Source organism: Desulforamulus reducens MI-1 (genome assembly GCF_000016165.1).
GTDB lineage: Bacteria > Bacillota > Desulfotomaculia > Desulfotomaculales > Desulfotomaculaceae > Desulfotomaculum > Desulfotomaculum reducens.
Map to the genome: position 1 here is coordinate 2,442,418 of NC_009253.1, position 26,624 is coordinate 2,469,041.

Annotated in this window: 25 protein-coding genes, 1 pseudogene and 1 riboswitch; of the genes and pseudogenes, 3 read left to right on the forward strand and 23 right to left on the reverse strand. The window is 42.2% G+C overall.

Translation table 11 applies throughout. From position 1 onward, the window contains the following. Positions 1-23 precede the first annotated feature (23 nt). The 8 genes from DRED_RS11920 to DRED_RS11955 form a co-directional block, all read right to left on the reverse strand. Positions 24-764 (reverse strand): amino acid ABC transporter ATP-binding protein, encoded by a 741-nt coding sequence (locus DRED_RS11920; RefSeq protein WP_011878548.1) that lies wholly within the window; start codon positions 762-764, stop codon positions 24-26. A gap of 19 nt (positions 765-783) precedes the next feature. Beyond that, complete coding sequence (locus DRED_RS11925) at positions 784-1,551, reverse strand: amino acid ABC transporter permease (protein WP_011878549.1); 768 nt, start codon at positions 1,549-1,551, stop codon at positions 784-786. A 67-nt stretch (positions 1,552-1,618) separates the two neighbouring features. Further along, complete coding sequence (locus DRED_RS11930) at positions 1,619-2,458, reverse strand: transporter substrate-binding domain-containing protein (RefSeq protein WP_011878550.1); 840 nt, start codon at positions 2,456-2,458, stop codon at positions 1,619-1,621. Between the two features lie 173 nt (positions 2,459-2,631). Further along, positions 2,632-2,813, reverse strand: a riboswitch (Lysine riboswitch). 191 nt (positions 2,814-3,004) lie between these two features. Next, positions 3,005-3,709: an ABC transporter ATP-binding protein gene (locus DRED_RS11935; protein ID WP_011878551.1), complete on the reverse strand. Its 705-nt coding sequence runs from the start codon at positions 3,707-3,709 to the stop codon at positions 3,005-3,007. Next, complete coding sequence (locus DRED_RS11940) at positions 3,709-4,476, reverse strand: ABC transporter ATP-binding protein (RefSeq protein ID WP_011878552.1); 768 nt, start codon at positions 4,474-4,476, stop codon at positions 3,709-3,711. The genes DRED_RS11935 and DRED_RS11940 overlap by 1 nt, the downstream gene beginning before the upstream one ends. Next, complete coding sequence (locus DRED_RS11945) at positions 4,454-5,434, reverse strand: branched-chain amino acid ABC transporter permease (RefSeq protein WP_011878553.1); 981 nt, start codon at positions 5,432-5,434, stop codon at positions 4,454-4,456. Before DRED_RS11945 ends, DRED_RS11940 begins: the two co-directional genes overlap by 23 nt. Positions 5,435-5,437: 3 nt before the next feature. Next, positions 5,438-6,319: a branched-chain amino acid ABC transporter permease gene (locus DRED_RS11950; protein ID WP_011878554.1), complete on the reverse strand. Its 882-nt coding sequence runs from the start codon at positions 6,317-6,319 to the stop codon at positions 5,438-5,440. A 92-nt stretch (positions 6,320-6,411) separates the two neighbouring features. Then, positions 6,412-7,596 (reverse strand): ABC transporter substrate-binding protein, encoded by a 1,185-nt coding sequence (locus DRED_RS11955; RefSeq protein WP_011878555.1) that lies wholly within the window; start codon positions 7,594-7,596, stop codon positions 6,412-6,414. A gap of 342 nt (positions 7,597-7,938) precedes the next feature. Here DRED_RS11955 and DRED_RS19790 point away from each other — a divergent pair, with 342 nt between their 5' ends. Continuing rightward, complete coding sequence (locus DRED_RS19790) at positions 7,939-8,079, forward strand: transposase (protein ID WP_083755172.1); 141 nt, start codon at positions 7,939-7,941, stop codon at positions 8,077-8,079. Positions 8,080-8,124: 45 nt separating this feature from the next. Next, positions 8,125-8,256: pseudogene (locus DRED_RS19795) on the forward strand (IS3-like element ISDha6 family transposase); the annotation flags it as partial. Between the two features lie 398 nt (positions 8,257-8,654). Here the strand turns inward: DRED_RS19795 and DRED_RS18815 are convergent. The 7 genes from DRED_RS18815 to DRED_RS11990 form a co-directional block, all read right to left on the reverse strand. Next, positions 8,655-8,813: a hypothetical protein gene (locus tag DRED_RS18815; RefSeq protein WP_156779655.1), complete on the reverse strand. Its 159-nt coding sequence runs from the start codon at positions 8,811-8,813 to the stop codon at positions 8,655-8,657. Continuing rightward, positions 8,810-9,862 (reverse strand): helix-turn-helix transcriptional regulator, encoded by a 1,053-nt coding sequence (locus DRED_RS11965; RefSeq protein WP_011878556.1) that lies wholly within the window; start codon positions 9,860-9,862, stop codon positions 8,810-8,812. Before DRED_RS11965 ends, DRED_RS18815 begins: the two co-directional genes overlap by 4 nt. A gap of 379 nt (positions 9,863-10,241) precedes the next feature. Next, a complete protein-coding gene (locus tag DRED_RS11970) occupies positions 10,242-10,817 on the reverse strand; it encodes a DUF4352 domain-containing protein (RefSeq protein WP_011878557.1) in 576 nt (191 codons plus the stop codon). A 51-nt stretch (positions 10,818-10,868) separates the two neighbouring features. Beyond that, complete coding sequence (locus DRED_RS11975) at positions 10,869-12,119, reverse strand: vWA domain-containing protein (protein ID WP_011878558.1); 1,251 nt, start codon at positions 12,117-12,119, stop codon at positions 10,869-10,871. A 921-nt stretch (positions 12,120-13,040) separates the two neighbouring features. Next, positions 13,041-13,256 (reverse strand): YdbC family protein, encoded by a 216-nt coding sequence (locus tag DRED_RS11980; protein WP_011878559.1) that lies wholly within the window; start codon positions 13,254-13,256, stop codon positions 13,041-13,043. A 44-nt stretch (positions 13,257-13,300) separates the two neighbouring features. Beyond that, complete coding sequence (locus tag DRED_RS11985; RefSeq protein WP_011878560.1) at positions 13,301-16,402, reverse strand: type III restriction-modification system endonuclease; 3,102 nt, start codon at positions 16,400-16,402, stop codon at positions 13,301-13,303. Positions 16,403-16,501: 99 nt separating this feature from the next. After that, positions 16,502-17,749 carry a site-specific DNA-methyltransferase gene (locus tag DRED_RS11990; protein ID WP_083755173.1) on the reverse strand — a complete coding sequence of 416 codons (1,248 nt, stop codon included), beginning with the start codon at positions 17,747-17,749 and terminating at the stop codon, positions 16,502-16,504. 169 nt (positions 17,750-17,918) lie between these two features. Here DRED_RS11990 and DRED_RS11995 point away from each other — a divergent pair, with 169 nt between their 5' ends. Beyond that, the gene (locus DRED_RS11995) at positions 17,919-19,373 is read left to right on the forward strand and encodes an IS1380-like element ISDre3 family transposase (RefSeq protein ID WP_011876820.1); all 1,455 of its coding nucleotides are present in this window, start codon (positions 17,919-17,921) and stop codon (positions 19,371-19,373) included. A 182-nt stretch (positions 19,374-19,555) separates the two neighbouring features. Here the strand turns inward: DRED_RS11995 and DRED_RS12000 are convergent, their stop codons facing one another. The 8 genes from DRED_RS12000 to DRED_RS12035 form a co-directional block, all read right to left on the reverse strand. Beyond that, complete coding sequence (locus tag DRED_RS12000; RefSeq protein WP_011878562.1) at positions 19,556-20,239, reverse strand: site-specific DNA-methyltransferase; 684 nt, start codon at positions 20,237-20,239, stop codon at positions 19,556-19,558. Positions 20,240-20,338: 99 nt separating this feature from the next. Continuing rightward, the gene (locus DRED_RS12005; protein ID WP_011878563.1) at positions 20,339-20,689 is read right to left on the reverse strand and encodes a four helix bundle protein; all 351 of its coding nucleotides are present in this window, start codon (positions 20,687-20,689) and stop codon (positions 20,339-20,341) included. 3 nt (positions 20,690-20,692) lie between these two features. Then, a complete protein-coding gene (locus tag DRED_RS12010) occupies positions 20,693-21,319 on the reverse strand; it encodes a DUF4391 domain-containing protein (protein ID WP_011878564.1) in 627 nt (208 codons plus the stop codon). A gap of 1 nt (position 21,320) precedes the next feature. Then, positions 21,321-24,548, reverse strand: a complete 3,228-nt coding sequence (locus DRED_RS12015) for a helicase-related protein (RefSeq protein WP_011878565.1) — start codon at positions 24,546-24,548, stop codon at positions 21,321-21,323. Positions 24,549-24,868: 320 nt separating this feature from the next. Then, positions 24,869-25,429 carry a hypothetical protein gene (locus DRED_RS12020; protein ID WP_011878566.1) on the reverse strand — a complete coding sequence of 187 codons (561 nt, stop codon included), beginning with the start codon at positions 25,427-25,429 and terminating at the stop codon, positions 24,869-24,871. A 188-nt stretch (positions 25,430-25,617) separates the two neighbouring features. Then, positions 25,618-25,860, reverse strand: coding sequence for a YcbK family protein (locus DRED_RS12025; RefSeq protein ID WP_011878567.1), 243 nt, complete (start codon positions 25,858-25,860; stop codon positions 25,618-25,620). A gap of 206 nt (positions 25,861-26,066) precedes the next feature. Continuing rightward, on the reverse strand, positions 26,067-26,291 hold the full coding sequence (locus DRED_RS12030; RefSeq protein ID WP_011878568.1) for a DUF1659 domain-containing protein: 225 nt from the start codon (positions 26,289-26,291) through the stop codon (positions 26,067-26,069). Between the two features lie 112 nt (positions 26,292-26,403). After that, positions 26,404-26,550 carry a zinc finger domain-containing protein gene (locus DRED_RS12035; RefSeq protein ID WP_198006898.1) on the reverse strand — a complete coding sequence of 49 codons (147 nt, stop codon included), beginning with the start codon at positions 26,548-26,550 and terminating at the stop codon, positions 26,404-26,406. Between the last annotated feature and the right edge of the window lie 74 nt (positions 26,551-26,624).

The window sequence follows — 26,624 nt, forward strand, 5'->3', positions numbered from 1 at the left end:
AGTAATGTACAAATACAAATACATTACATCTGATTCAAGGTACGTTTTAAGAATTCCCTTGTTCGTTCTTGTGAAGGATTATTGAAGATTTGCTGTGGACTTCCTTCTTCTGCAATAACTCCTTTATCCATAAATACCACACGGTCAGATACTTCTTTGGCAAACCCCATTTCATGAGTTACGATTAACATGGTAAGACCAGTTTCAGCAAGTTCCTTCATAACCTTGAGAACTTCTCCTACCATCTCCGGGTCAAGGGCTGATGTTGGTTCATCAAACAACATCACATCTGGTTCCATAGAAAGTGCTCTTGCAATAGCTACACGTTGTTTTTGACCACCTGATAACTGTTTAGGTTTTGCGTTAACAAACTTATCCATTTCAACAACTTTTAAATACTTCATAGCTACCTTTTCGGCTTCTTCTCTGGAACGTTTTAGTACTTTTATTTGTCCTACGACACAGTTGTTTAACACATTGTGATTATTAAACAAGTTAAATTGCTGGAATACCATACCTAACTTTGTACGGTAGGCATAGATATCATGCTTATCATCTAATATATTTTCTCCATTATAAATAATCTGACCACCACTTGGTTTTTCTAAAAGATTAACACAACGAAGAAGAGTTGATTTGCCAGATCCCGATGAACCGATGATACAGACAACTTCTCCTTTATTAACCGAAAAATTAATGTCTTTTAATACTTCATGGGTTCCAAAGGATTTGCTTAAATGCTGAATATCAATTACTTTTTCCATATTTTCTCTCCTCCTTCGTCTAATTATTTTTTGTCTTACGCAGCATATCTTCAGGTCTTTCTAATTGCATTTGATTACCACACAAAATGTAATCATCTGGACCATCTAATTTCCTTTCAAAATAACGTAAAATTCTTGTTACTGTATAGGTCATGATAAAATAAATAATACAGGCAACAAAGAATGATTCAAAATACCTGAAGTTGTTTCCTGCAACTGATTTTGTTTGGAAAAATAATTCCGTTACAGATATTACGTTAAGTACAGAGGTATCTTTGATATTGATAATAAATTCATTGCCTGTTGCTGGTAAAATATTACGAATTACTTGTGGTATTATAACATTAAACATCGTTTGAACGTGATTCATACCTATTGCATGAGCTGCTTCAAATTGTCCTTTATCGATAGAAATAATACCACCACGAACAATTTCTGACATGTACGCCCCTGTATTAATAGATACGATAAAGATTGCTGCAACTAACCGATTCATATCCACGCCAAATGCTAAAGCGGAACCATAATAAATTACCATGGCTTGTACAATCATTGGTGTGCCACGGAAGAATTCTATATAAGCAGATAAGATTGCATTAATAATTTTAATAGTGACTCTTTTGCCACCGCGTTCAGGCATTGGAATAGTACGTATAATTCCTACTAATAAACCGATGATAAAACCCACAATAGTACCAATGATAGAAATTAAGAGTGTCACACCAGCACCACGAATGAACATTGGACCGTAGTCTGAAATAATTTTTACTATCCACTCAAAGGTCATCTTTCTCCTCCTTTAATAACGTTATAAAACCGGGTGCATTTTGAATGCACCCGGTTTTAAATTATTGTTATTTAGCTGCCGGTTGATTCTTGATGGCACTATCCATAATTTGTGTACGTTCTTCCTCAGAGATACCTGCCAGGATCTTATTAATTTGTTCAGTTAATTCACTACCTTTTGCAATACCTACAGCAATTGCAGTATCGTCATCTGATGTAGTAAAGCCTTCTTTAAATTCTACCATGGCAAAGTTTGGGTTAGCCGTTGAAGCACTAACGCCTTCTGGACGTTCTGAGACGTATCCATCAATAATACCTGATTCAAGAGCCACTCTCATTGCTGGAAAGTTATCCATAGCTGGTTGTTTGGCAACACCTTTAATTTGATCGATTACTGTATAGTGGAAAGTATTTAATTGAGCAGTTACTTTTGCTCCATTGAAATCTTGGATAGATTTAGCTCCTTCATACTTGCCACCTTTTTTAACAACCATAACTAAATCAGATTTATAGTAGATATCTGAGAAGTCGATTGTTTTTTTACGTTCTGCAGTTGGTGACATACCTGCGATAATTGCATCAATTTTACCTGAAGTTAATGCTGGAACAAGGCCATCCCATTCAGTTTTTACAATAACTAATTCTTTTCCTAGACCTTTGGCAATCTTTTTAGCAATTTCTACATCATAGCCACCTGCATATTCAGCATTGCCATCAATTTTAACTGCGCCATTGGAATCATCCATTTGAGTCCAGTTGAATGGTGCATATCCACACTCAAGACCTACCTTAAATGTTCCACCTGTTTTTTCTTTTTTTGTTTCTGAACTACCACCTGATCCACATCCTGTTAATAGCAACATGACTGCAAGAGACATTGCGATTAATATTGAAATTTTTTTCTTCATGACCACTTCTCCTCCTAATTAAATTTAGTTTAATATGTACCTTGAAACTAAAAAGCTAATGTCAATGTTTATAGGGGTTTATTCCATTGTTTAGCATTTACTAAATACAAAAAGGCCTGAGGTGAACTCAGGCCGCAATAGGTATAGTTGCTCCCAATCCCCTACCTTTTCCCAAATGAGATAGCACAACTCAATAAACCGGGAAGCTTATTGAGACAGTCCTGCAACTCTTAACTGCAGACCCAGCTAATAATACTGAGAATATTATCAGCTTCGGCGACATCCCCTTCTCCTTAGTATCAACGCTTCTCAAACTTCACTAAAGACTGTTGAATATCGCACCTCTACCTCACCCGTTAAAAGTGAGGTTTTATGAAGTTATTGTTTAAATTTTACAACATCATTTTAGTTCTTGTCAACTAACTATGGAATTTTATATTAGACACATTAGACATAGGAATGGTTATTTTGTCTAACCTTTTAATCTAGGTAGACTAAATCATTGGTTTAACTTTAGCAAATGCTTAACAATGATGAAGTATGTCACTACCCACCAAGATATGCTTTTTTAACTTCCGGTGATTCAAGCAGTTCTTTAGCCTCACCAGCAAGTACAATCCTACCAGTTTCAACTACATAGCCTTTATGGGCTATAGATAACGCCATCTTGGCATTTTGTTCTACTAGTAAAATTGTTGTTCCTTGTTCATTAAGTTCTTTAATGATGGAAAAAATTTCTTTTACTAGGATTGGCGAAAGACCCATGGATGGCTCGTCCAATAGTAGTAAGCGCGGATTAGACATGAGTGCCCGTCCCATGGCCAACATTTGTTGTTCACCACCAGATAAACTTCCAGCTAACTGATTTTTTCTTTCCAGCAGTCTGGGGAATTTTGCATAAACCTTCTCCATTCTTTGGGCTACTTCTTTTTTGTTTCTATTAAGATAGGCTCCCAGTTCTAAGTTTTCATAGATTGGCATGTTGGCAAAGATTCTACGTCCCTCGGGAACCTGAGTTAAACCTTGCTTAACTATATCTTGAGTAGCTAGGTTGGTAATATCTTTGCCTTCAAAAAAAATTTTTCCTGTTTTAGGTTTTATAAAGCCGCAAATTGTATTAAGGGTAGATGTTTTTCCTGCTCCATTAGCACCTATAAGTGTAACGATTTGACCTTGAGGTACCTCCAGGGAAATACCCTTAATGGCATGTATTGCACCGTAATATACGTGTACATCTTCAACTTTGAGCATTAGGAGGCCTCCTCTCCAAGATAAGCTTCGATTACCCGATGGTTATTCTTGATCTCATCCGGAGTTCCCATAGCAATGATTTGACCGTAATCCAGTACATATATTTTTTCGCACACACCCATAACTAGGGACATATCATGTTCAATCAAAAGAATGGTAAGGTCAAATTCCTTACGTATCCATTGAATTAGTTCCATTAGATCATTGGTTTCTTGTGGGTTCATACCAGCCGCCGGTTCATCAAGGAGAAGCACCTGGGGCTCACAAGCCATGGCCCGAGCAATTTCAAGTCTTCTCTGTTCGCCATAGGGCAGATTTTTAGCTAAATCATCATATTTATGATCTAATTTAAAAATCTTTAGTAGATCCATTGATTTCTCATGCATTTCTTTTTCACCAGCATAAAACCCTGGCAATCTGCAGATGGCACTGACTAAACCATATTTAGCATGACTGTGATAGGCTATTTTTAAGTTATCAATGACTGATAGGTCACTAAAGAGTCGTATATTTTGAAAGGTTCGGGCGATCCCTCTCTGATTGATCTGATAAGGTTTATAACCAACCAGATTCTTGTCAGCCAAACAAATCTCTCCGCTAGTTGGCAGGTATACTCCTGTAAGCATGTTAAAAAGTGTAGTTTTACCTGCCCCGTTGGGCCCAATGAGACCTGCTAAATCATTTTTATTCAGTTCAAAATTTACATTTGATACAGCCTTTAGGCCACCGAAAGATATGGACAGGTTACTGACCGATAGAAGTGCCATGCTGTTTCTCCCCCTTATCCTTCGATTTTTCGCCAAACACACTCAAACTAAATTCCTTGGTGCCCATGAGACCTTGGGGTCTAAATATCATAATGATAATCAATAACAAGGCGTAAATAACCAAACGTAGAGAAACCAGACTTTGTAGAGAGGCCGATAAAATAGTAAGGCCAATGGCAGCGATAATCGAACCAGTAATACTACCTTGCCCACCCAAAACAACCATTACCAAAATATCAAAGGATTTAAGGAAGTTAAATGTACCCGGCTGAATGGTATAGAAATAATGGGCATGTAATCCTCCAGCAAGACCAGCAAAAAATGAACCAATGGTAAAAGCCATAACCTTGTATTTAGTGGTATTTATGCCCATGGCCTCGGCGGCAATCTCATTCTCCCTAATGGATACAGTTGCCCTGCCGTGGGTGGAATTTATAAAGTTGGTAATAATTACTACCGTTAATACAGTTAACCAGAACACCCAAGTCCAATTAGCCATTTTAGGGATGCCGGAAAGGCCATAGGCACCGCCGATGTAGTCAATATTAACAATGACACCGCGAATAATTTCTCCAAAACCAAGGGTAGCAATTGCTAAGTAGTCACCCCGTAGACGCAAGGTAGGCAGACCAACCAGAATACCGAAAATTCCTGCAACAACTGCCCCAAATAAAAGAGCCACAGGGAAGGGTAGTCCTGCTTTGATAGTAATAATAGCTGCCCCATAGGCTCCGATAGCCATAAAACCAGCGTGACCGATGGAAAACTGTCCGTTAAAACCATTAATTAGGTTTAGGCTCACCGCTAGAATAATATTGATACCGATTAATATTAGGTTAAGTTCATAAAAGGGATTGATAATGCCGGTTTGGATTAATAAATAAACGCTACCCCAAATAGCCAGCAAGGCCATAAAAATAACAATTTGTTTGCCTAGATTTCGCTTAAACATCAACATCACCTACACTTTCTCCCGGACATTCTTGCCAAACAAGCCGGCGGGCAAGACTATGAGGATAATAATTAGAATGATGAAGGCAGCAGGATCACGGTACAAGGATTTACCATAACCGCTGACCATGGCCTCCACAATACCCAACAAAAATCCACCAGCCATAGCTCCGGGGATGATGCCAATGCCACCTAAAACAGCAGCTACGAAGGCCTTTAAACCTGGCATAATACCCATTAACGGGTTAATGGCATTGTAGTAAATGCCTACCAATACACCTGCTGCAGCTGCCAAGGAGGAACCTATGGCAAAGGTAAAGGAAATTGTATTATTAACGTTGATACCCATTAACTGCGCTGCTTGTTTATCATAGGAAACTGCACGCATTGCTTTCCCCATTCTGGTTTTGTGAACGATGTACTGTAATAACAGCATTAGAACAACTGTAATAACTAAAATAATTATTTGTCTGTTTGTAATTACCAAATTACCAAACAGCTTATATTGCACTTCAGATAACACCTGGGGAAAGGTACGAACATCTGGTTTTACTAGCAACATCATGCCATACTCTAGAAATAATGAAACACCAATGGCGGTAATTAAGGCGGCAATTCTAGGTGAATTACGCAGCGGTTTATAGGCTAGCTTTTCTATGACGACCCCTAGAATAGCACAGACAATCATGGCCAATAATAATGCAGGTATAAAAGACCAACCTAGGATGGCTGTGGCAAAGAAGCCAAGGTAGGCACCCACCATATAAATATCACCATGGGCAAAGTTTATTAATTGAACTATACCATAGACCATGGTATAGCCCAGTGCTATGAGGGCATAGATGCTCCCTAGGGATATACCGTTAATCAATTGTTGAAAAAAAACTTCCAAAGCGGCCACCTCTATCAGTTGTTTTAGAGTTGCTTAAAAAGATAGTGAGGGAGTGAGACTCCCTCACTATCTTTTATTTAGGCTTGGTTTCCTTAAGGTTGTACGTAGGTTTTATAGACTTGTTTGCCATCTTTCATTTCTAGGATAACAGCACCTTTTATGGGGTTATGGTTCTCATCAAATGACAGTTTTCCAGTTATAGCTTGCACATCCTTGGCATTGGCCAGTGCTTCTTTTATTTTCTCAGGAGATGCGTCTTCGGAACGCTTGATGGCATCTACCAATAATACGGCAGTATCATAACCAAGGGCTGCAAAAGTATCGGGAACTTGGCCAAATTTTGCTTGATATTTTTCGACAAAACCTTTAATTTCAGGGTCATCTTTCTGAGATGAATAGTGATTGCTAAAATAGGTATTGTTTAGGGCTGCACCACCAGCAATTTCCGGTAATTTAGGAGAATCCCAACCGTCGCCACCCAGGAAGGGAACTGTAATACCAATTTCTCTACCTTGCTTAACGATCTTACCTACTGGCTCATAATAAGCAGGAACATAGATTACATCTGGATTTAAACCTTTTATTTTTGTTAAAGTTGCTTTAAAATCTTGGTCTTCTGGCATAAAGGCTTCCTCACCAACAATTTTGCCACCTTGTTTAATGAAGGAATCTTTAAAGAACTGGGCCAGACCTTTGGCATAGGGAGACTGGTTATCAACATAAAGAACAGCTGTCTTAGCTTTCAAATCGTTAGTGGCAAAGTTAGCCATTACAATGCCTTGGAAAGGATCGATAAAGCAGGTACGAAAAACATAGTCGCGAACCTTTTTAGTGTTAGGATCAACGGTTACTTCCAAGGCAGTACCAGAGGGAGTGATAATGGGAACTTTGTTATCTGTAGCCACTTGCATAAAACCCATGGTATTGCCGGAAGTTGCAGCACCCATTACTGCTACTACTTTGTCTTGGGTAATTAAGCGAGTTGCTACGTTCGCAGCTTCTGTTGCATCTGATTTATTATCCATAACATTAAACTTAATTTTCTTTCCAAGAACTCCACCAGCAGCATTTACTTCTTCAAAATACATCTCGGCGCCATTTTTCATGGCTGTACCGAAGGTAGCAACAGGACCGCTCAATTCAAGGTTACCACCAATGACGATTTCATTGGCATCGGCTGCTTTCTTTTCTTCTCCGCCGCCGCCACATCCACTAACCAATCCGGCTAGCATGACTAGGGCTACTAGCAAGGCGGCTAATCTAAAATGTTTTTTCATTTTACCCCTCCTCATTCGTTAACTAAACATTAAACAAAACCAATCCCCTGTCAGTCTTTTAAACACCTCCCGCCATAATTTATAAATAAAAATGATAAAATTTTCTAAAACAATATTCCACAGCAGTAAGTAAATTCCTTCAGGATATTAGTAAATAGTTTGTTTTTTTAAATAAAAAAATAGATATAATATGTACAAAATACTGACAATGATAAAAAATAAAACCCGTAAATCAATAATTCTGATTTACGGGTAGCTAATTAAATTGAGTAGAGCATGTATTTTTTTTTTGATGGACATTAGAAACACAAGTATAATAGAAGTTGAAAGGGGTCATAAAAGATGGCAAAGCAATATAGTTCAGAATTCAAAATGGAAGCCATTAAACGGGTGGAATCCTCTGAAGGTTCCATAGCCTCGGTTGCAAAAGAGTTAGGTGTAAACACTAACACGCTACATGGTTGGTTAAAAAAAATTTCGTGAGAAGCCTGAAGTTCCCTTCCCAGGTAGTGGGAAATTAAGTCCGGAACAAATTCAAACCATCACCTGCCAGTGGCGGAGAATATTTTAAACCGTCAGTTTTCAGCAGAAAAACCCAATATGAAAATGGTCAGCGACATAACCTATCTATGGACAAAAGAAGGCTGGCTTTATATAGCTGGGTGAATATGTTGAGATTTTTTATAACAGACAGCGATTATATGAGACTAATGGATATTTAACACCGGAGGAATATTACTCTGCAGCGATGGTAGCTTAAGGCATCAGAATTAATGAATAATTGTAATCGGACACTTCACAAAGATTATAAACAGGCGGTCTCCAGAGGGAGGGGAAAAATTCCCACTATCCACAACAGGTAACCGCCGCCTGCGGTCGAGCGAAGCGAAGATTCTTGACTTCATGTGCTAGACTGAATGGACCAGACCGAGGTAACCAGATTTTAGCGTATATCCGTTGGTCGGGTAATTTTAAATTAGCACATGGAGTCAAGAACGGTGGCCAGGTTACTACCAGACCACTGCACATAATCAATATCTTGATAGGCTAACGAAATATTAAGCAATTCTATGAAACAGGAAGCAATACTTGTGTTTTATGTGTCTATTTAACGGGGGACGCCGCAGTACTGTTATACTACAATCCTGTACGGCACACAGGTTTTTAACAACTGCAATATTAATATCACATAGGGTATCAACGATATTACCCATCATGCTTCCACCTTCCTATTACTAAAATCTCCTAGTTCACCTTGATAAACCCGCAAAATCCCCTCCGCCAACTTACACATATCTTCCCTTAACCAACCCGGCTCCAGCACTTCCACTGTATCTCCCCATTGGACAAGCCATGTCTTCATTTCTGTTATACCGCAAACCCTAAAGCCAACAATGATAGACCCATCCGGTAGCTCTTCTTCCAAAACCTGCGATGGGTGATATATCAAATTTTTTACCCGGTGAGCTACACGGTGGTTAAACTTTAGCCTAATCTGACATACCTCTCCGTCATTCATCACACCCCAGCTATGGGCCATATATTCCTTTAAATCAAAATCAGTGGGGTACTGGAAGGTTTCGGAAGTATACGGAAATACATCTCTAATTTGATCAACCCGGAAAACACGAATGGCATTCCGTTCAAGACACTGACCAACCAGATACCAATTCTGCCTTTTACAAATCAGGCCATAGGGTTCCACTACCCGTTCAGTCTCTTTCTGGCTGTGAGTAACAAAATATTTAATTTTCACCCGATAACAAACCTTCAAGGCCTGGACTAGCTTTGAAAACATCTCACCTACCTGTTCCGGCTCCACCAGGGTTTCCTCCACCAGGTGGATACGATTCTGCAGCTTTTCCACCGCTAATTCTTTGGGATTGTAATGATACTTAAATAAAGTGGAAACCAGGGCATCCTTTAGTTCATTTAAATGACCAGTCAAGGCAGAACCCTTCTGCTGCAGCAAGCTCAAAAATAATACTGTAGCCTTTTCCGGACTAAGGCTGGGTAAATAGCCAACTTCTAGGCAGTAACAGGTTTTCTTAATCCCTTCAATATGCCGCTCCTGTTTTACCAGGGGAACCCTCAGATCATTCGCAATGGTATTTAAATCCCTATACACCTGCCGCTCAGCAACCTCAAATTTATCCATTAGTTCATTAACGGTAACCCCGCCATAGGGTGTTCTTTTATTAATAAGGTCGATTATCATATTTAGTCGTAAACCCTTAGTGGCATCTTTCTTCGCCCGCTCAGTCATTATTAGAACCTCCTGCCCTATTCTAATAAGGTATTTTCTAATATCTAAGTTCGGCAGGATAATACAAAAACCTCTAGCAATTAACCTAAATCAACCACAGAATACATATCTATCCAGACCCTTAATCCAATTAGTCCAGTTATTCGAACTTTCCTTTCTATCCTCTTCTGCTACTGTGAACATTTCCACCATAGCATCTAGCATATCGAGCTGATGGAGTATTGCTGCTTCTAAGAATTTAGGCCTCTTTGGCGATTGCCATTCGTACTCCCCATGATGTATTTTATGTCCCTATCCCATAGGTACCAACTGGCCCCGACAACAGTATGTCAGTCCAGAAAAAAATCACCTATAAAAGGTGATTTTCAACTAATCATTTCTACACTCCTAAATCAATACGTGCATCCTGCCCCCCAGAAAAACCTAGCCCACTGCTGCATTGTAGGGTTAATCCTTGCATACCCTTAGGTATTTCAAATACGATAAAGCCACTACGGCTCATGCCTGGGTTAACTTGTTCCAGGAAGAAGTGGGAATCATTGTTAACATATAGATCAGCCTCACCCATTGCGGAATACTCTTTTCCCTGAGTATCAAACAGCTTAAATAGGTTTGTGTCGATCGTTCTGGCCTCCTTATCATTATTGGTCACTTTAATCTTTACCAGCAAAAACTGCTCTTCGGTTTTCTTTTGTAAATAAGGGTTACTGCCAATTACTGTGGCAGTCTTGATATCACTGGCTACATAAGCTAAGTTCCCTACCTTTGCTTCTTGGTTGACTTTAAAAGTTACTGGTTGTTTTTGCTTCTGTTCAGTGGCAGGTGCTACAGCAGTAGAGGAATTATTATCCGTGTTATCACCGCCACCCGCTACTGCAATGATAATAAATACTGCAACAATCCAAAACCACCACCTCTTATAGATAGGCTTTTTAATCTTTTCCTTTTCAGACATTCTTATTACCCCCTATTATTTTGATATGAAACGATTCCTAGCCTTTACTATTTATTTTCTACCTCTCCCTTTCTTCCGTTGGTAAGCGTTAAAGGACATTTTCTTCCGTGAGGCCTTATCATAACTGCCCTCGGACATAAAGCAAAGGTTTTCCTGTAATTCGTTTACTTCCATATTAAGATCACTAGAATCTAAACAAGCTCCCAAAGACTGTAGCTTATATAACTGATTTTCCAAGACAAGACGACTAGCCTGGAAGTCTCCCTGATCAGCTAACCGAATAGCTTCTTCCTTAGCCTGAGCACAGCGGAATAGTTCCACCTGCTTGATCACCTCTATGTTTTCAGCAGGTTCATCCCCTATTTCCGCACTAGCATTTATACTTAGCTCTGCCTTGAGATTCACCAGCGCCAGGCTTTTTCGAACGTCTGCATAATCCAACTCTACACTGATGAGCTTGTGATTACCTTCCGTCAGCGGCGAAATAAGCAACTCCAGTAGCAATAGCTTTGATTCACCACTATAAATATCCGGCAGGTTTACAGTAACCCCTTCCTCGGAGCTAAAGGGATAACCAAGCACTCCGGTTATAGACACACCTTGCCCCGGTTTCACTTTTACTGAGAGATTTTGGGCCACGATACTTAGCAACCCAGTTAATTCCTGTTCAAAAATACCAGGTATTTGATCCGGTTTTTCTATATAATAGAAGTTACCGCCCCCAGCCTCCACCATTGCCTGCAATAAATCTTCTTCAAAATCTTCCCCCAAACCAAAGGTAGAAAGATTAACCCCACCGGCAGCCATTTCCCGGGACTTCTCCACCAGGGCACTGTGGTCTGTCACTCCCACATTGGCCATGCCATCTGTTAGCAGCAGCACCCGGTTGATTTGATTCTCTTTGTGGGCCAGCTTTACTTCCCTTACGCCCAGCAGCATGCCGCCGCTTAGGTTTGTGCTGCCACCGGGATAGATACTTTCCACCGCCATCTTAAGTGCATCTTTGTTTGCCACCTGGTGAGAGGAGGCCACCATCGTTACCATATCGTCAAAGGCTACTACCGAGCAGTAATCCTGTGGACTTAGATGACCAACCGCAAAGGCAACTGCCTTTTTGGTGTAGTCTAGCTTTTCCCCTGCCATACTGCCGCTGCGGTCAATAACAAAGGACAGATTCTGCACCGGCCTTTCCTTCTCCACTTGCTTAGGCGCAGTAAGCTTTACCATCAGATAGGCCACCTGCTTATTACCTGGTAGCAGATAGGTCTTATCTAGAGCAAGATCAATTTGAATTTGTTCCATTAGGTTTTTCCTCCTCCTTCTTTTTAATCGATTGAATGGGCTGCTTTGTCAAATCACAACCACAATAGGGGCAAAACCACTGTTTTTCCGTTGCACTGTAGGATTTATTGCTACAGGCGGGACAAGTTTTTTGATACATGCGGCTACCTCACTTCCACAGCTAACTAAAAGTTTTAACCACATACTAAGGCTTTTTCTTAACCAGCTCCTTTTTTAAACTTCTAAGTCTATGTTAGCAATGGGGTTTGACAACTATATGTCAGTAGGTAAAAAATTTTTATCTACTAAAAAAGAAAAATCCCCACTTAAAACTTTAAGTGGGAATAATTGTTATGGTTTATTAAATGACCGTTGAGCTGGAGGCCTTTGTACCGACCCAAAAAACAGACAACTATGGATGGCACGAAGGCTTGACCCCGGGGAAAGGCAGGGTGCCGACAAAAAGACTCCATCTATCCTCATAGTAGCTTTTGAATACTGCGATTTCTTCTTTAGATAGATTATTAAATTTAATTGGTTCTACTTCACTATTAAAGACTTCTCCCTCTTTTGTTAATTATATTTAGAGGGGCCAATCCGAACGATGCCGTGTGGACCTAGTTCCTTAATTTTAGGAGCCAGACTAAGGATTTTTTCAATTGTATCTTCATAAGCCTCAAAGAAGAAACTTTATTCCTCTTGTAACTGGCATTTAAACTCTTCCCATACATCCTTTAGCCCAGAGTCATCACCGCTGAGATACAATCGGGGCCAAGACGCCTAATCTCGCCAATAACCCGATCCGCATATTCCTGATATTTTTCCTTTATAATTGCTTCTATTTCTTTTCATTGAGCCCCCCAAATGAATTCACCGTGGCCAATTTTGATATGACCACGGTGATAGACTTACATGTTTACGGTATATTTCAGTAATAATGAACTAGATTTCTGCTAACAGAGTTTTTAGTACATTTATTTCTTCTTCTGATAGCGTTACTCCCTTACCCATCTTCTGACGATCCGGTGACCACTCCCTTATATCATACTTGGGTGGCTTATCGTTCCAGCTAATCAGGTTTAATTCCTTTTGCCAGCCTTTGCTGCCCTCGGACAATACACCGATGGTCTTAATAATTTCATATTTGAATTCAGCCACAAGCAATCCTCCATCCGAATCTCTTTTATTAAATATTTCCCGGATTACAGCTTACTCATAATATCCAGCAGGCTCTGGTAACTGTCCACATCGTGGTACTTTACTTGACTTGTGGATATCTGGTTAAACAGTTTCTTGGCACAGTCTATTTTTGCCTTTTCAATTTCCCGTAACTTCATACTTTCCATTGAACCTTTGGTCTCGGCAATGAAATAAATGTGTTTTACGGTCCCTTCATAAAAGGCAATGGCCCAGTCTGGGGAGTAATTGCCCACGGGGGTGGGAATGGCAAAGTCCTTAGGCAGTTTGGCATAGACACAAACCTCATCCGCCAAATCCAGTTCCTCGGCAAACCTCCGCTCTACACTCTTTTCGGCGGTGCCGTCGGTAAATACGAAGTCTTGAATGTGTTTCTGGGCCCGGAAGGCTTTGGCAAAATCACCCTCGTCCTTTTGCATGGTAAAGATGCTGCTGTCATACTGTTCTTCTATTTGATTATAGGTGATATGCTCCACGATCATGGTGGCCTTTTGTTCTTTGATTAACCGGATGGCTTTGCTAATAAACTCTTCAGGATTGTGTTTAAATTGGGCAAAGATATGGTTACCGATACCAGCCAGCATGGCCGCCACAGTGCGTCGGGTAAGGGTGGTACCCTCGGCAATTTTGCCAATTAAGTCGTATTTGATTTGACTGGCGGCGGCGTGTTGCAGGGTTTTGGTAGAGGTATGTTCCTGCTGAAAACTTTCCCCGCGGGCAATGGCCTCTTCATGCAAATTCAACGTTTGTTTACCAGTAACTATGGTGTATTGCAGCTGGGAAACAAACATATTGTCATTGATATGCTTAATGGCCTTTTCTATTAACTCCTGGCTATCGAACTCCACGGTATAGGCATACTGGTGGTTAATATAGCTCCAGAGTGTCTGGAATTCCTTCTTAAAGAAATTATCATTGAGGGCATTTTCTTTAAGTTTTGTCTTATTGCCATCTTCCACCATGTCATCCAGCACACTCTTATCAAAGACGCTTTGGATTAGGGTATGGACACCTGCGGCCAGGGGGGCCAGAGATTCCGGCAGAGACGCCAGGCGGTTGTTGGCTAAATCTGTCCGGTATTCCCTTGTTACGTTATCGTTGTCATCGATATAATCATTTTTCAGCAAGTAACGATAAATGTCCTTAGCCAGCTTGACATCCAGAATAACGGTCTGATCGCCCACCGTAATGGTTTTACCCATGAAGTATTCCATAGAGGCCTTAGCCGGACGCTCATAGAGGGCTTCTTTAATGCCGGTTTGCAAATCGGCCACGAAGGTCCGGTACCCCTCGCTGGCAATGACCGTCAGCATATTGATATGATGGACCGTCTCGCCGATGCGCTCGGCATCCATGCGCACCCCTTGCTGATTGACACAGAGGCGCAGACCGCGGCCCACTTCCTGGCGCTTTTGGGTGGGGCTGCTGCCGCCGTGCTTGAGGGTGCAAATTTGAAATACGTTGGGATTGTCCCAGCCCTCCCGCAGGGCGGAGTGGGAGAAGATAAAACGCACCGGTTCCTCAAAGCTTAGGAGCCGTTCTTTGTTTTTAAGAATCAGGTCGTAAGCACTGATGTCATCACTTTCATCTTTGCCCCGTTTAATGGCACTGTCCACCTTGCGCCCCTGTTTATCGATGCTGAAATAGCCGGTATGGGTGGCGCTGGGTCCAATGCCCTTAAGATAGCGAATGTAGGGGGTATCTTCCAGGGTGATGTATTCATTTAAGATATTAATATACTCTTGCTCAAACATCTCACCATACTCGGAGTTGACCTCTTCCCCGGCCTCGTTGTAGGCCCGGTACTTAGCCACCTCATCGATAAAGAACAGGGACAGGGTCTTGATGCCCAGTTCAAAGAGCCGCTTTTCCTTTTCAAAGTGGGAGATAATGGTCTCACGTATTTGGATACGGCGTATATCCTTTTCAGACACATCCCCCACCACTTCCCCCCGGGCCAAAACATGGCCGTTGGTAAAGGTGACCGTACCCCGAATGGGATCAATCTCACTGATATGATAGCCCTTGTACTGTTCCAATTCTTTGGAAATGGCGTACAGATTATCATCTACCCCAACAAGGCGGGTGTCCCGCTTGATGCCGGATTTTTGTTTAATCTCCAATTCTATTTTGGCCATTGGCGGCTTTTTGGGGGAGATGAGAATATTCTCCAGATACAGGTATTGGGTTGTCCCACGCAAGTTCTTAACCTCAAAGCCTTTGACCTCGATCTTTTTGACCAGGCGCTTGTTGTAGGCATCCACCGCATCCAATACATAGACCAAGTTGTGATGCTGGGCGTGGGTGGCCGAGTAATTGAGGCAGAACAGAGGGTTGAAGTTGGCTAAAGCCTTTTGGGTCTTATCGCCACCCATCTTTTGGGGCTCGTCCAGAATGAGGATGGGTCGGTTGGCCTTAATCACCTCAATGGGCCGACGGCTGCCGAAGTCATCTAGCTCTTCATAGATACGGCGGGCTTCTTTACTTCTGGCATTTTCCTTTAAGGAAGTATTGAAGGCCTGGATGTTGATAATCATCACGTTGATGCCAGCACTGGAGCTGAAGTTGTCCAACTCTGCCAGGTTTTTGCTGTTGTAAACAAAGTGACGGGCCTTCTTGCCATAGTGCTCCATGAAGTGTTCCTGGGTGATGGCAAAGGTTTTCTTAACCCCTTCCCGGATGGCAATGGAGGGAACCACCACGATAAATTTGCTCCAGCCGTAGCGCTTATTTAGTTCAAAGATGGTTTTGATGTAAACGTAGGTTTTGCCTGTCCCGGTTTCCATTTCTACATCTAAGCTACATTTGCCTAAATGGTTCACTAAGCTGTCGGACTGTTTAATGTTGTTGCGGACTTGCATGTTGCGAATGTTGAGCAGCAGTTGGTCACTGGGCAGGGCAATGTCTGCGTTCTTAAAGCCCGCTGCAACCTCATCCTCCGGCGGGGCCTGTTCTATAAATATACGGGTTTGTTCTTGCTTAGCTTTTTTTATACCTAAATCCCGCACATAGCTGACACGGTCTATATAAGGCTGTCCGGCAAATATATTGACCACGCTGTTGACGGCGTCGGTTTGATATTGCTGTATTTTAAATTGAAACTTCATGATTTTTTCTCCTGTACAACTAATTTGCTACCATTTCCATTTGGATTGAACCATTAGGAATTCCCTAATAGTTGCCTTATCCAGCTCACCCTCCGACATTTACAGCACCTTTCTTTCAGTGGAGGGGCTGTAGGTTGCAAAGATTTGCTCAAAGTTGGCCGCTACACTGTCGCTGGCCAGGGAGCTATCCCGGAACACGGCATAATAGGGCTGTTGCTTGGCAATTTCCGTAATGACCTCGCCGGTGACATTGCTATCAAAGCAGGCCAGCAGATAGCCCTCGGCCACATTAAAGACCCTTTTGCCGCCGATGGTGGTTTCTTCAATTTTACTGGAGAGCAGTATGCCTAAATCCAGCATCACCTGGAACAACAGATCTTCCGGAGTACGGTCCGGCTTGATGTTGTCGGCCAGGGTAAAGAGTTCCGTTTGGGTAATCTCTGCTGGTTGGTAGTAAACGTCCTGCATGTTGGTGGAATCCACCTTGAGGACCCGGAAACCGATGTCCAGTTTTCCTGCCAGTTCGGGATGCTCCTCCAGAATCCTTTTGCCCGCCCGGCGGATACGTTCTTTGCCGATTTCGCAGATGTTTTTGTAGCCTGCTTTGAAGGCTTCAGATTTTTCATCAGTTTCTTCGGGTAGTTGAACCATAATGAATTTGCGGTTGCCTTTATTTTCTTCGGCGCTCAGGCTTAACAATGCATCTGCTGTACTTGCAGATCCTGAGAAAAAATCTAGTACTATGTCATTTTTCTTTGTTGCAATTAACATAAGTTTCTGCAGTAATTTAATTGGTTTTGTATATTCAAATATACCTTTATGCTCCAATATGTCATCGATTCTTTTTTTCGCACTTGAAGTATCTCCTGCAAACTCTCGTGAAAATAGGGTTATAGGAACAAGACCATCTTGTACGTCGCATAGATATCGCTTGACCATTGGCATACTTGAACCTGCTCCCCAAATCACCGCCTTCTCTTTTACAAGACGATTCCATGTTTCTTCACTGAATGCCCAATATCGATCCTGTGGGCGTTCGATAATAGTTCCATCTGGCTTTTGAATGCTATAATCAGCACTGTAGTAATTATGGGCTGTAATAGGATCTGGCTTCCAGGGCCCCTTCGGGTCATTATCCGGATTTGTATATGCTGAAGTATCTTCACGTGGCAATAAATTTCTTATAAATCCTTCTTTGTCTTGATTACTGGTTCTCTTATGTTTTGCATAACATAATACATATTCATGGGAACCAGAAAAATAAATTGCAGAATTTTTTCGAGTATGCACTTTTTCCCATACAATTTGTGCAATAAAGTTGTGGTTTCCAAAAACCTCATCACAGATTTTTTTTAACTTGGATTCGGAAAGTAACTTTTAGAAATCCTCTAACGTCAAGGCTTCAAAGTCATTTTTACGTGTAAAAATTTTAGCAAAAAAAAGGGTACACCACTCCTTAGCTGGAAATGTTTTAGTGACCAAACCAAATCATTCCAAAGGATGGTGACCCTCTAAAATGATGGTATCACAACTTATTACCACAAATCAACTTGAAACTATGTCCCGTCAACAACGACGTAACTTGGAACGCAAATACCAAAAGAAATTAAATTCCCTACAACACCAGACTAGCAAAAGCGATCTTCCGCTTAGGTTTGACAATTCGTCTGTAACCGCTTATGGAAGTTTTGGTATACTAGAGGCTTTTAAGAAGGCTGTTGATTTACCCGGTATGCTTAAACGGGTCTCTCTTAAGCGGCATCATAACTGTAAATACTCTGATACAGAGTTGTTGGATACGATCATTGATGCCCTCTCATTGGGATTATTGCGGTTTTCTCATATGAATGCTCTACAAACTGATCCTGGGTACCAGAAAATTAAGGAAGTAACACAAGTGCCTGACGAGAGCACCTTGCGAAACTTTGTATCTCTTATATGTGAGCAGGAGGCATTAGACCAATTGTCTCTGGTGAATCAGGAACTGTTATCCTTAAAGGCCAAATGCGACCAATCCCGCGAAGTCTGGCTGGATATTGACGACAGTGTCCTCACTGTTTTCGGTAAACAGGAGGGATCAAAAGTCGGTTACAATCCCCGGTATCACGGGCGACCTTCCTACAAAGTAAAAGTAGCGTTTATCTCCGGAACTTGCGAACTGGTCAATGCTGGCTTATATAGTGGGAATGTCGCCAGTAACGGCCAATTTATGGAGTTTCTTAAAGAGACACTAGAGATCTTAGCCAACCAGAATATCCTCGTAAAAGGCATACGCATGGATAAAGGTTTTTTTGATGAAGATAACTTCGCCTACCTGGAAGAACAGGGCATTGAGTATATTTGTAAGGCTAAGCTCACCAGTAATATGAAAAAAGTCATTAAATACCTTGATGATCAGGAACGATGGCAGCCTTTGAGCAACCACTACGCTGCAGCAGAAATTACTCTTCCATTGCCTAAATGGTCCAAAGCCCGCAGGTTTGTATTTATCCGTGAAACTCAAGAACCAAAGGTATCTGGTGAGCAACTTAACTTTGACCTAAAGACATTTGATTACCAAGTGATAATTACTTCTAGCGACGAGTACAACCCAGAGGAGGTATGGCACCAATACAATAAGCGTTGCAATATTGAAAACAAAATTGATGAACTCAAGGTTGGTCTAGGCTTTGAAAAAATGAGTCAGGCAGAGTTGGATCGAAATATAGCCTTTATGTGGCTCAAAGTATTATCGTATAACATTCTCAACTGGTTTCGCTTGGTCTTATTGGATGGCAAAGACAGTCGTGCTGAAGTGCCAACTATCCGCCGCAAAATACTGAATGTACCTGGGAACATTGTAGGCAACGACCGTTACCGCCATATAAAGTTAGCCCCTAATCCCTGGCTACAAAAGGTTTTGAAAAATGCCAAGGAAAAACTACAAGAATTTCTCTGCACACAGGCATGGGTTGCAGTAAGTTCCGGTTAAACAAACATCGGACGACCTAAATATCTGGTGTCACTGATCCCCCAAAAGGGGTCTTATTAACTGTACCCTAAAACCTAGCCTTTATTGGGGTACTTAGGAGTAATACCATATTCCAGACGCCAAGAATTTCAGAGACCATAAAAACAGTGGTTTAATGCCCTAAAATTTGGTTATTTGAGGGATTAAGTCAAGCTCGGGAAGCTACTTTCCGATTTCAAGTTTAAATTTTCTACTTCGTTATCATCTATACTAATAAAAATTGCACCGTCTTCAGTTAAAAGATCTTTTGCTAACTTCAGTCTGGGATAAATCATATTCAACCAATCAGTATGAAACCGCCCATTACTTTCGGTGTTCTGCACAAGGCGGTTACCGTTTTCATCATACTGCCCGCTATTAGCTAGGTATTCATCTGCATCCTGAGCAAAATCATCCTCATAAATAAAATCATTCCCCGTATTATACGGCGGGTCAATATAAATCATCTTCACCTTGCCCAAATAAGTCTCCTGTAGCAGCTTAAGGGCATCCAGATTATCCCCCTCTATATACAGGTTTTCGGTGTTATCAAAATCCACACTTTCCTCCCTATAAGGGCGGAGGGTTTTGGCAATGGGGGCGTTGGCCAGTAAAATGGACTTTCTCTTATCCGGCCAGGTAAATTGGTAGCGTTCTGCCGGGCCTTCCACCAGGACGCTGGAGAGTTCCTGACGCAATACGTCAAAGTCAATGGCTTGTTCAATGATGGGAGAACCATCTTCCCTATATCCTTTAATCACTTCAGTGATGGCATTGGGGAATAACTCCCCGATTTTTTTGATATTGTCTTCCACTTTATTGATTGAGTGCATTTTCAGCTTGTCCACTTATAAAACCTCCGGGTTTTTTAAATGCAAAATTTAGAATGCAGAATTCAGAATGGGGAAACGAAAATCAAACTAATTCTGCATTCAGCATTTTGCATTCTACATTTTTTTAAACGTTGACTTGCAGATTGAAACTAATAATCGTTTCAGCTCTTCCGCATCCTTTTGAATACTTTCATATTGCGATTTAGTTATATACTCGGTTGCATGAAGTAAATTGATCCAATACAACGTCTCATTGGCTTCTTTTAAAGCAATATTCATTTTCGACCCAAAATCCGCTTTGCTTTGTCCGTTTTGCGCTTCATTTACGTTTGCACCAATGCTTGTACCGCAACGCAATAGCTGTTTTGACAGAACAAATTCCTTCTTTTCTTTACAAAGATATTGATACAATCTGACAATACGAACTGCAAATTCAAAACTCTTATCAACAATTATATTAGGCATTCATCAATTCTCCATTTGGATAAGCTTTTTCTTCAAATCTTGCAACCGGGTAAATAATTCAAATCGTTTTTTAGGCTGCTTCTCATTCCGAGAATGCCTTTCCAATTTATCGATTTCTTTCTGGAGTTTTAAGATTGATTCCTGCTTTTTCAGCCGCTCGTCAATTGACAATTCTGCATTTTGCATTTTGCATTCAACATTATTAAAGGCAATCTGCTCAATAAACCCTTCCCAGATGCTGGTGATACTGAGCCCTTTGGCAGACAGGGTAAGGTCTACCAGGGGCTGCCAGGGGGTTTTGTAGAGCTTGCCATAGTAAAGGGCCAGTTGGCCCTGGTCCTGGAACTTTAGGAGAAAGAGCAGTTTATGGGCATTTTGCCGGGCGATGTTTTCCACGATACGGTAATCCAGTTCCTGTTTTTTCAGCTCCAGGGAGAGTACGAGAATCTCTGCTACCTCCCCGCCCTGGTCCACATTTAGGGTGTCCGCTGCCAGCTTGTACTCCAGGACAATGCGTTTAACATCCGAAACAAATTTCTCTCGGACTTCACTGATTAGCGTCAGCCGCTTGTAAAAGGCTTCCTTCGGCATGGGGCGCCCCACCGCTGCGGTGCTGGGAAAGGACAGCATGCTAAATCACCACCATAAAGCAAATCAGTTCAAAGTCATCCAGGCCGGAGATGTTACCGGTGAGGAAGGTGGTTTGGCCGGTGCCAAAAAAGCTGTCTAGATCGCTTTCTTCCTTCACGGTAATAATAGAAGCAATGGCCTGCTGGAGCAGGCTGGATACCCGGTCCATCTTTTTGCCATCGCTCGTGGCTCGATTGAAGATCTGGCAGGCCTCCATGTCGGGCTTTATTTTACCCCGGGAGAGATGCCGTAGCATATCCAGGGTGGCTTTGGGTTCCAGATGGTTGCAAATAACCTCCCCATCATCGCCAATGTAGACCATATAAAAGGGGTGCAGGCGGTTTTGATTTTCAACATTAATCATTTTATTGACGTTTTTCAGCACAAAAATGACGCCGGGCTTTTCACCCCGCACCACGGCATGGATGCCGTTTGGTGTACGTTCTAACTGGGGATTGGCTTTCAGATAGGCCAGCAGGTCCATGCGGAATTCGTTGAGACCCAAATCCATAATGGAGATGCCGCTGGTCATGTCCTCTAGGTCCACCACTTCATTTTGTAGTTTTTCTAATTGTTTCCTGCGGTAAATCAAGTCACCCTTTTCTTCGGGGTTCAGGTAATCATCATCGCCGGTGGCCGTCATAACAGAAATGCGCATTCTGGCTTCCACCCGGCTTTTCAGGTTGATATAATCATCCAGGGTGATATCCGGCCAGAAGTTGACCAACTGGATGACGGCATTTTTACTACCAATACGGTCTATCCGTCCAAAACGCTGAATGATGCGCACCGGATTCCAGTGAATATCGTAATTGATGCAGTAATCGCAATCTTGCAGGTTCTGTCCCTCTGAAATACAGTCGGTGGCTATGAGTATATCAATCTCGTTCCTATCCTGCGGCATCACCAGGGCCTTTTCTTTGGAGATGGGCGAAAAGCAGGTCAAAATGTCATTCATGACGTTGCGGAATCTGGGAATGGTGGTTCTTCCCTCAATGTCCCCGGTGATTAAGGCGCTGTTTAAGCCGAACTTGGTTTTGACATACGCACTGACATTTTCGTAGAGGTACTCCGCTGTATCAGAGAAAGCCGTGAATATGAGAATCTTTTTGTTATCCCGGTTAATGGGGTTCTGAATTTTCCTCTCGATCACTTGTAGTAGTTCATTGAGCTTTGAATCATATTGGGGGGTGATATCGCCCACCATCAGGATGAGTAACTCCAATATCTCTAAATCGGCGGCTAATTCCCGCTGCCAGGATAGGTAGTCCATATCCCGTAGGTCAATTTTAAATTTCTTACCCACATTAAACATATCGATATTTTGATCATCCAGGTCCAGCTCCCCGAAATCACCCATATCCCGTACCGTTACTTCTAAACCGGGCTGATAGTTTTCAATGATTTTTAAGGTATCATAGATTTGCTCATAGATACGACGTACGGTTAGTTTAAAGGAATTCACAGAGCTTTCCATCCTTTTGAGTAAATTAATACTCATCAAACGGCGAATGCCTTCTTCACGTCCACTCTGGGACAGCCGTCTGCTGTGTTCGGAATCCAGGTCTATGTATTTGCTGAGCTTGCTGGCCAGGATATAGTTAGTTGGCGTATAAATGGACAGGTTGAGCTGCGATAGTTGTTCATAGACCTGTTCATAGTTAATGGCATTGTTTAAGGTGGTCAGTTTGGTACGCAGGGAAATGGGTTTGTTGCGTTCTGGGAAATTACCAATTTCCGTGGTGTCGTAGTAACGCTTTATGTGCTTGCGTGAGCGGGCAATTGTCACACTGTCCAGCACCTCGAAGAAGTCAAAGTCCAACTGTTTCAATAGAGAAGCGGTGGTGCGAAGTTCTGGGGGTTCCTTGCACCAGGCGTTATAGACCTTTTGGGCCATGCGAAAAATGGTATCGATATCGGTCTTGGTATCCAGCTTTTCATTGATGATTTCCGCTTTCCCTTCATAGGCCAATGCCAATTGGTTGCGCAGATCATAGAAACGGTTATTCACCGGGGTGGCAGAAAGCATTAGGACCTTTGTTTTGACACCGGGACGGATCACTTTATTAAGTAGTTTCAGGTAGCGATTTTCCTTTTCGCCATCCTCACCGGAGATGGCACCGCCGTTGCGGAAGTTATGGGATTCATCAATGACCACCAGATCGTAGTTGCCCCAGTTGATACGGTCCAGGGGCAGGCCGATGACAGAATCCCCCCGCTCCCGGGATAAATCGGTATGGAAAAGTACGTCATACCGCAGGCGGTCTTTGGCCAGGGGGTTATTGATAAGGTTGCCCCGGTAGGTCAGCCAGTTGTCCTTTAGTTTTTTAGGGCACAGCACCAGTACGCTTTTGTTGCGGTTTTCGTAGTATTTGATCACTGCCAGGGCGGTAAAGGTCTTTCCTAAACCAACGCTATCGGCTAAGATACAACCATTGTACTGCTCCAGTTTATTAATGATGGCCAGGGCCGCATCCTTTTGAAAGTTGTAGAGCTTATTCCAAATGATACTTTCCTTAAAGCCGGTGGCTTCGTTGGGCAGGACATCTTCGGAAATGTTCTCCAGAAACTCATTAAAAATGTTATACAGGGTTAGGAAATAAATGAGTTCGGCGGAATTTTCCTGGTAAACAGCAGAAATGTATTCGATCACTTCTTCGGTTACATCCTGCAGCCGATTTTCGTCATTCCAGACGCTATCGAACAGGTGCACGAATTCATTGCTGAAGGGGGCCTCCATTTTGGTGACCATGTTGTGAATATTGTTACCCCGCTCGCAGCCGATATCAACGGTGGTAAAGCCATTTATGGGCATATAGGTCAGTTGCTGAGCACCGGTATGTATGTTGAGGAACCCGCCCATCCCTTCCTGGGTGGAGTTGGATTTAAAGCGGACCTTCTTACGAATCCATTCGGCACATTCTTTAGCAATCGCCTTTTGGGTCAATTCATTGCGGAGCTTTACCTCAAATTCAGTGCCGTAGAGGCTTCTTTCTCTGTGTAAGCGGGGAATGTAGAATTCACGTTTTTCCTTTGGTGATTTTTCGGTAACAAAGGTGGGGGACGTAAAGATAAAATGTAGGGAATCGATATTACTTAGTTGTTTTTTTAGTTCTTGGTAGGCGTAAATGGAAAAACAGGCAGCGGCAATGGAGATGCGGCTCCCTGGTGTAATGGCCTGTACTAAGTCGTCCTTTACTATTTTGTTAATATTATTGAAAACTTCCATAAAGGCTCCCCCCAACCTGATTCATTTATAAATGGTACTAGTTATCCATTTCAAAAATGCGCACCATGAATGTCAATGGATGTTTGCAAACCTTGCAACAGTAACACTATATTTATTCAAGCAATATTATGTAATTCCCTTTTGCTAGGGCAATAATAATCTCTACCATTTTAGCTTTATCTTTTAGATTCTATAGGAAGTTATGGTTATTTATTAACCGTGCATAAAAAACTGCCTAACACACAATGTATTGGCAGACTGGAATCATTTTATTTTATTAATCGTTTTTACCTACAGCAATTCTGTTTCTTTTTAGCAAATTACCACCCAAAGTCTACCGGGTCCTTTCGACTAAATTGGGAGCATTGATACCCGCCCCGTTCGTAACTACCACGAGTTTTGTTTGGCCCCGTACAGGAGGACTGGTTAAAATGTTTACATTTTATGCAGAGGCTTATTACTGTAGGGTCTGGTATATCCTGGGCAACAACGGAGTTAATTTTCTTATTTTGACTAACTGGTGAGGGTGAATAGCCATTTGTATACACTTTAATTTCCTGCACAATATCTGCCAGTTGCACTGCCGTCTTACAACTCCTACATACAAATCCGTAGTTTCCGTTTATTCTTAACTTCTTGGGCTCCATCCGTTTTTTACATTGGGGACAATACACTTCCAGTTTAATTTGGAGAAAATCATTATAACTTAGTTTCCAGGTATTCTGGCAACTAACACAGAGATGTTTAATATATCCCCCACTGGAGTACTTTACAACAACAGTAGGCCGCCCACAGCATACTATTGAGGGATGATGAACTGGTTGATTATAGCTTTCCCAATAGCTTTTTGTTCTTTCGCTCTTGTAATATAATCTTTCCATTTTCTCTCACCCTAATCTCTATCTTTATTACTCTACGGCTAAATTACCTCCAAAAACAGAATACCACAGGTTTCTTTGCTACTATTTTCAATTCCTTCGGGAATTTTGGCTAATGCAGTCGATTATTCTCCTTTTCTCAAACTAAAAGCACCTGCCTTTCGGCAGATGCCCTGTAGTATCCCATATGGTTATCCTTCCCACCTAGCACAATAGCCCCTGACATCCACATGCACAAAGCACTGGCTAGGGTAAAGCCCGATTCCATCGAACCCTGCTTTCTCTGCTAAGTGGGTTATTTCCTTTGCTGTCATTTCCAGCACTCGAATATCTGCGGCCATTCCCTTTAAGTGTAAGGAATTCACCGCCCCACCTACGGCTCGGTTATGGGGCGGGCAGCGGTAGTTCGAGGCTAGTTTAAAGAGTTCCTCCATTGCTTTCCCTCCTTCGATATATGACCAAAAAAAGGGAGGCAGCCGCCTCCCTCCCTGGTTACTACTAAAGAATGTTCAATTCTGCCACATCTCGGGTGACCAGTCTAGCACCAGCTACGTTGACGAAGATTAGCTCCAATGTTTTGGTCATGGTGCATACCTCCTATTCTTTTTAAATCATCCAAATTAACTCAGTAGCTTACCCCTTATTGGTTAATTAACTCGCTGTCATCTGCCCGATATACACCAAGCAGGACGTTGTTCTGCAAACTGTTGATAGCAGTAGCCACATCATAGAGGTCTTGGTCGGTGGCTGTTACCTTCGCTTTGGAATAGGTAGTGTTGACAAAGATAGGATCTCCGCTGGCATTAACGCCTTTTTGGTATCTTAGCTTAATGCTGCAGGAATAGGGTTGTTTTACCACTGCCATTGTCCATTCCTCCTTTTGGTTTTATCGGTAGCAGGCCCGCTCCGTACAAATGAAAAAAGCCGACAGGAACAAATGTCCGGTCGACTTGGTATTATTTTACTGCTGGGAGGGCTTAGGTGTCAAGGGGTAGCCTCTGGGGGCGCCGATCTGCGGCAAAGTGCTCGTATTTCTCTGGGGTCCTGGTGCCGCTGCAGCGAACTACTGTAGTACCAAGAAGCGGTTGCCCAACCTGGCGGCAGCTGCCGCAGTCAACCCCCACCCTCCAAACCTCCCCCCCAGGCTTGGGGCCGGGAGGTTTCCGCCTTTGGTGCACAACTGAAGCTACTCCTCCCA

What these genes read in the sequence shown, in the direction of transcription:
- DRED_RS11930 (WP_011878550.1), bottom strand. Translation starts at nt 2,458, where the DNA reads ATGAAGAAAAAAATTTCAATATTAATCGCAATGTCTCTTGCAGTCATG.
- DRED_RS12030 (WP_011878568.1), bottom strand. Translation starts at nt 26,291, where the DNA reads ATGGCAGTGGTAAAACAACCCTATTCCTGCAGCATTAAGCTAAGATAC.
- DRED_RS18815 (WP_156779655.1), bottom strand. Translation starts at nt 8,813, where the DNA reads ATGATGGGTAATATCGTTGATACCCTATGTGATATTAATATTGCAGTT.
- DRED_RS12015 (WP_011878565.1), bottom strand. Translation starts at nt 24,548, where the DNA reads ATGGAAGTTTTCAATAATATTAACAAAATAGTAAAGGACGACTTAGTA.
- DRED_RS11945 (WP_011878553.1), bottom strand. Translation starts at nt 5,434, where the DNA reads ATGTTGATGTTTAAGCGAAATCTAGGCAAACAAATTGTTATTTTTATG.
- DRED_RS11965 (WP_011878556.1), bottom strand. Translation starts at nt 9,862, where the DNA reads ATGACTGAGCGGGCGAAGAAAGATGCCACTAAGGGTTTACGACTAAAT.
- DRED_RS12010 (WP_011878564.1), bottom strand. Translation starts at nt 21,319, where the DNA reads ATGCTGTCCTTTCCCAGCACCGCAGCGGTGGGGCGCCCCATGCCGAAG.
- DRED_RS12005 (WP_011878563.1), bottom strand. Translation starts at nt 20,689, where the DNA reads ATGCCTAATATAATTGTTGATAAGAGTTTTGAATTTGCAGTTCGTATT.
- DRED_RS11920 (WP_011878548.1), bottom strand. Translation starts at nt 764, where the DNA reads ATGGAAAAAGTAATTGATATTCAGCATTTAAGCAAATCCTTTGGAACC.
- DRED_RS11955 (WP_011878555.1), bottom strand. Translation starts at nt 7,596, where the DNA reads ATGAAAAAACATTTTAGATTAGCCGCCTTGCTAGTAGCCCTAGTCATG.
- DRED_RS11935 (WP_011878551.1), bottom strand. Translation starts at nt 3,709, where the DNA reads ATGCTCAAAGTTGAAGATGTACACGTATATTACGGTGCAATACATGCC.
- DRED_RS11995 (WP_011876820.1), top strand. Translation starts at nt 17,919, where the DNA reads ATGATGGTATCACAACTTATTACCACAAATCAACTTGAAACTATGTCC.
- DRED_RS19790 (WP_083755172.1), top strand. Translation starts at nt 7,939, where the DNA reads ATGGCAAAGCAATATAGTTCAGAATTCAAAATGGAAGCCATTAAACGG.
- DRED_RS11925 (WP_011878549.1), bottom strand. Translation starts at nt 1,551, where the DNA reads ATGACCTTTGAGTGGATAGTAAAAATTATTTCAGACTACGGTCCAATG.
- DRED_RS11970 (WP_011878557.1), bottom strand. Translation starts at nt 10,817, where the DNA reads ATGTCTGAAAAGGAAAAGATTAAAAAGCCTATCTATAAGAGGTGGTGG.
- DRED_RS12020 (WP_011878566.1), bottom strand. Translation starts at nt 25,429, where the DNA reads ATGGAAAGATTATATTACAAGAGCGAAAGAACAAAAAGCTATTGGGAA.
- DRED_RS12025 (WP_011878567.1), bottom strand. Translation starts at nt 25,860, where the DNA reads ATGGAGGAACTCTTTAAACTAGCCTCGAACTACCGCTGCCCGCCCCAT.
- DRED_RS11940 (WP_011878552.1), bottom strand. Translation starts at nt 4,476, where the DNA reads ATGGCACTTCTATCGGTCAGTAACCTGTCCATATCTTTCGGTGGCCTA.
- DRED_RS11975 (WP_011878558.1), bottom strand. Translation starts at nt 12,119, where the DNA reads ATGGAACAAATTCAAATTGATCTTGCTCTAGATAAGACCTATCTGCTA.
- DRED_RS11985 (WP_011878560.1), bottom strand. Translation starts at nt 16,402, where the DNA reads ATGAAGTTTCAATTTAAAATACAGCAATATCAAACCGACGCCGTCAAC.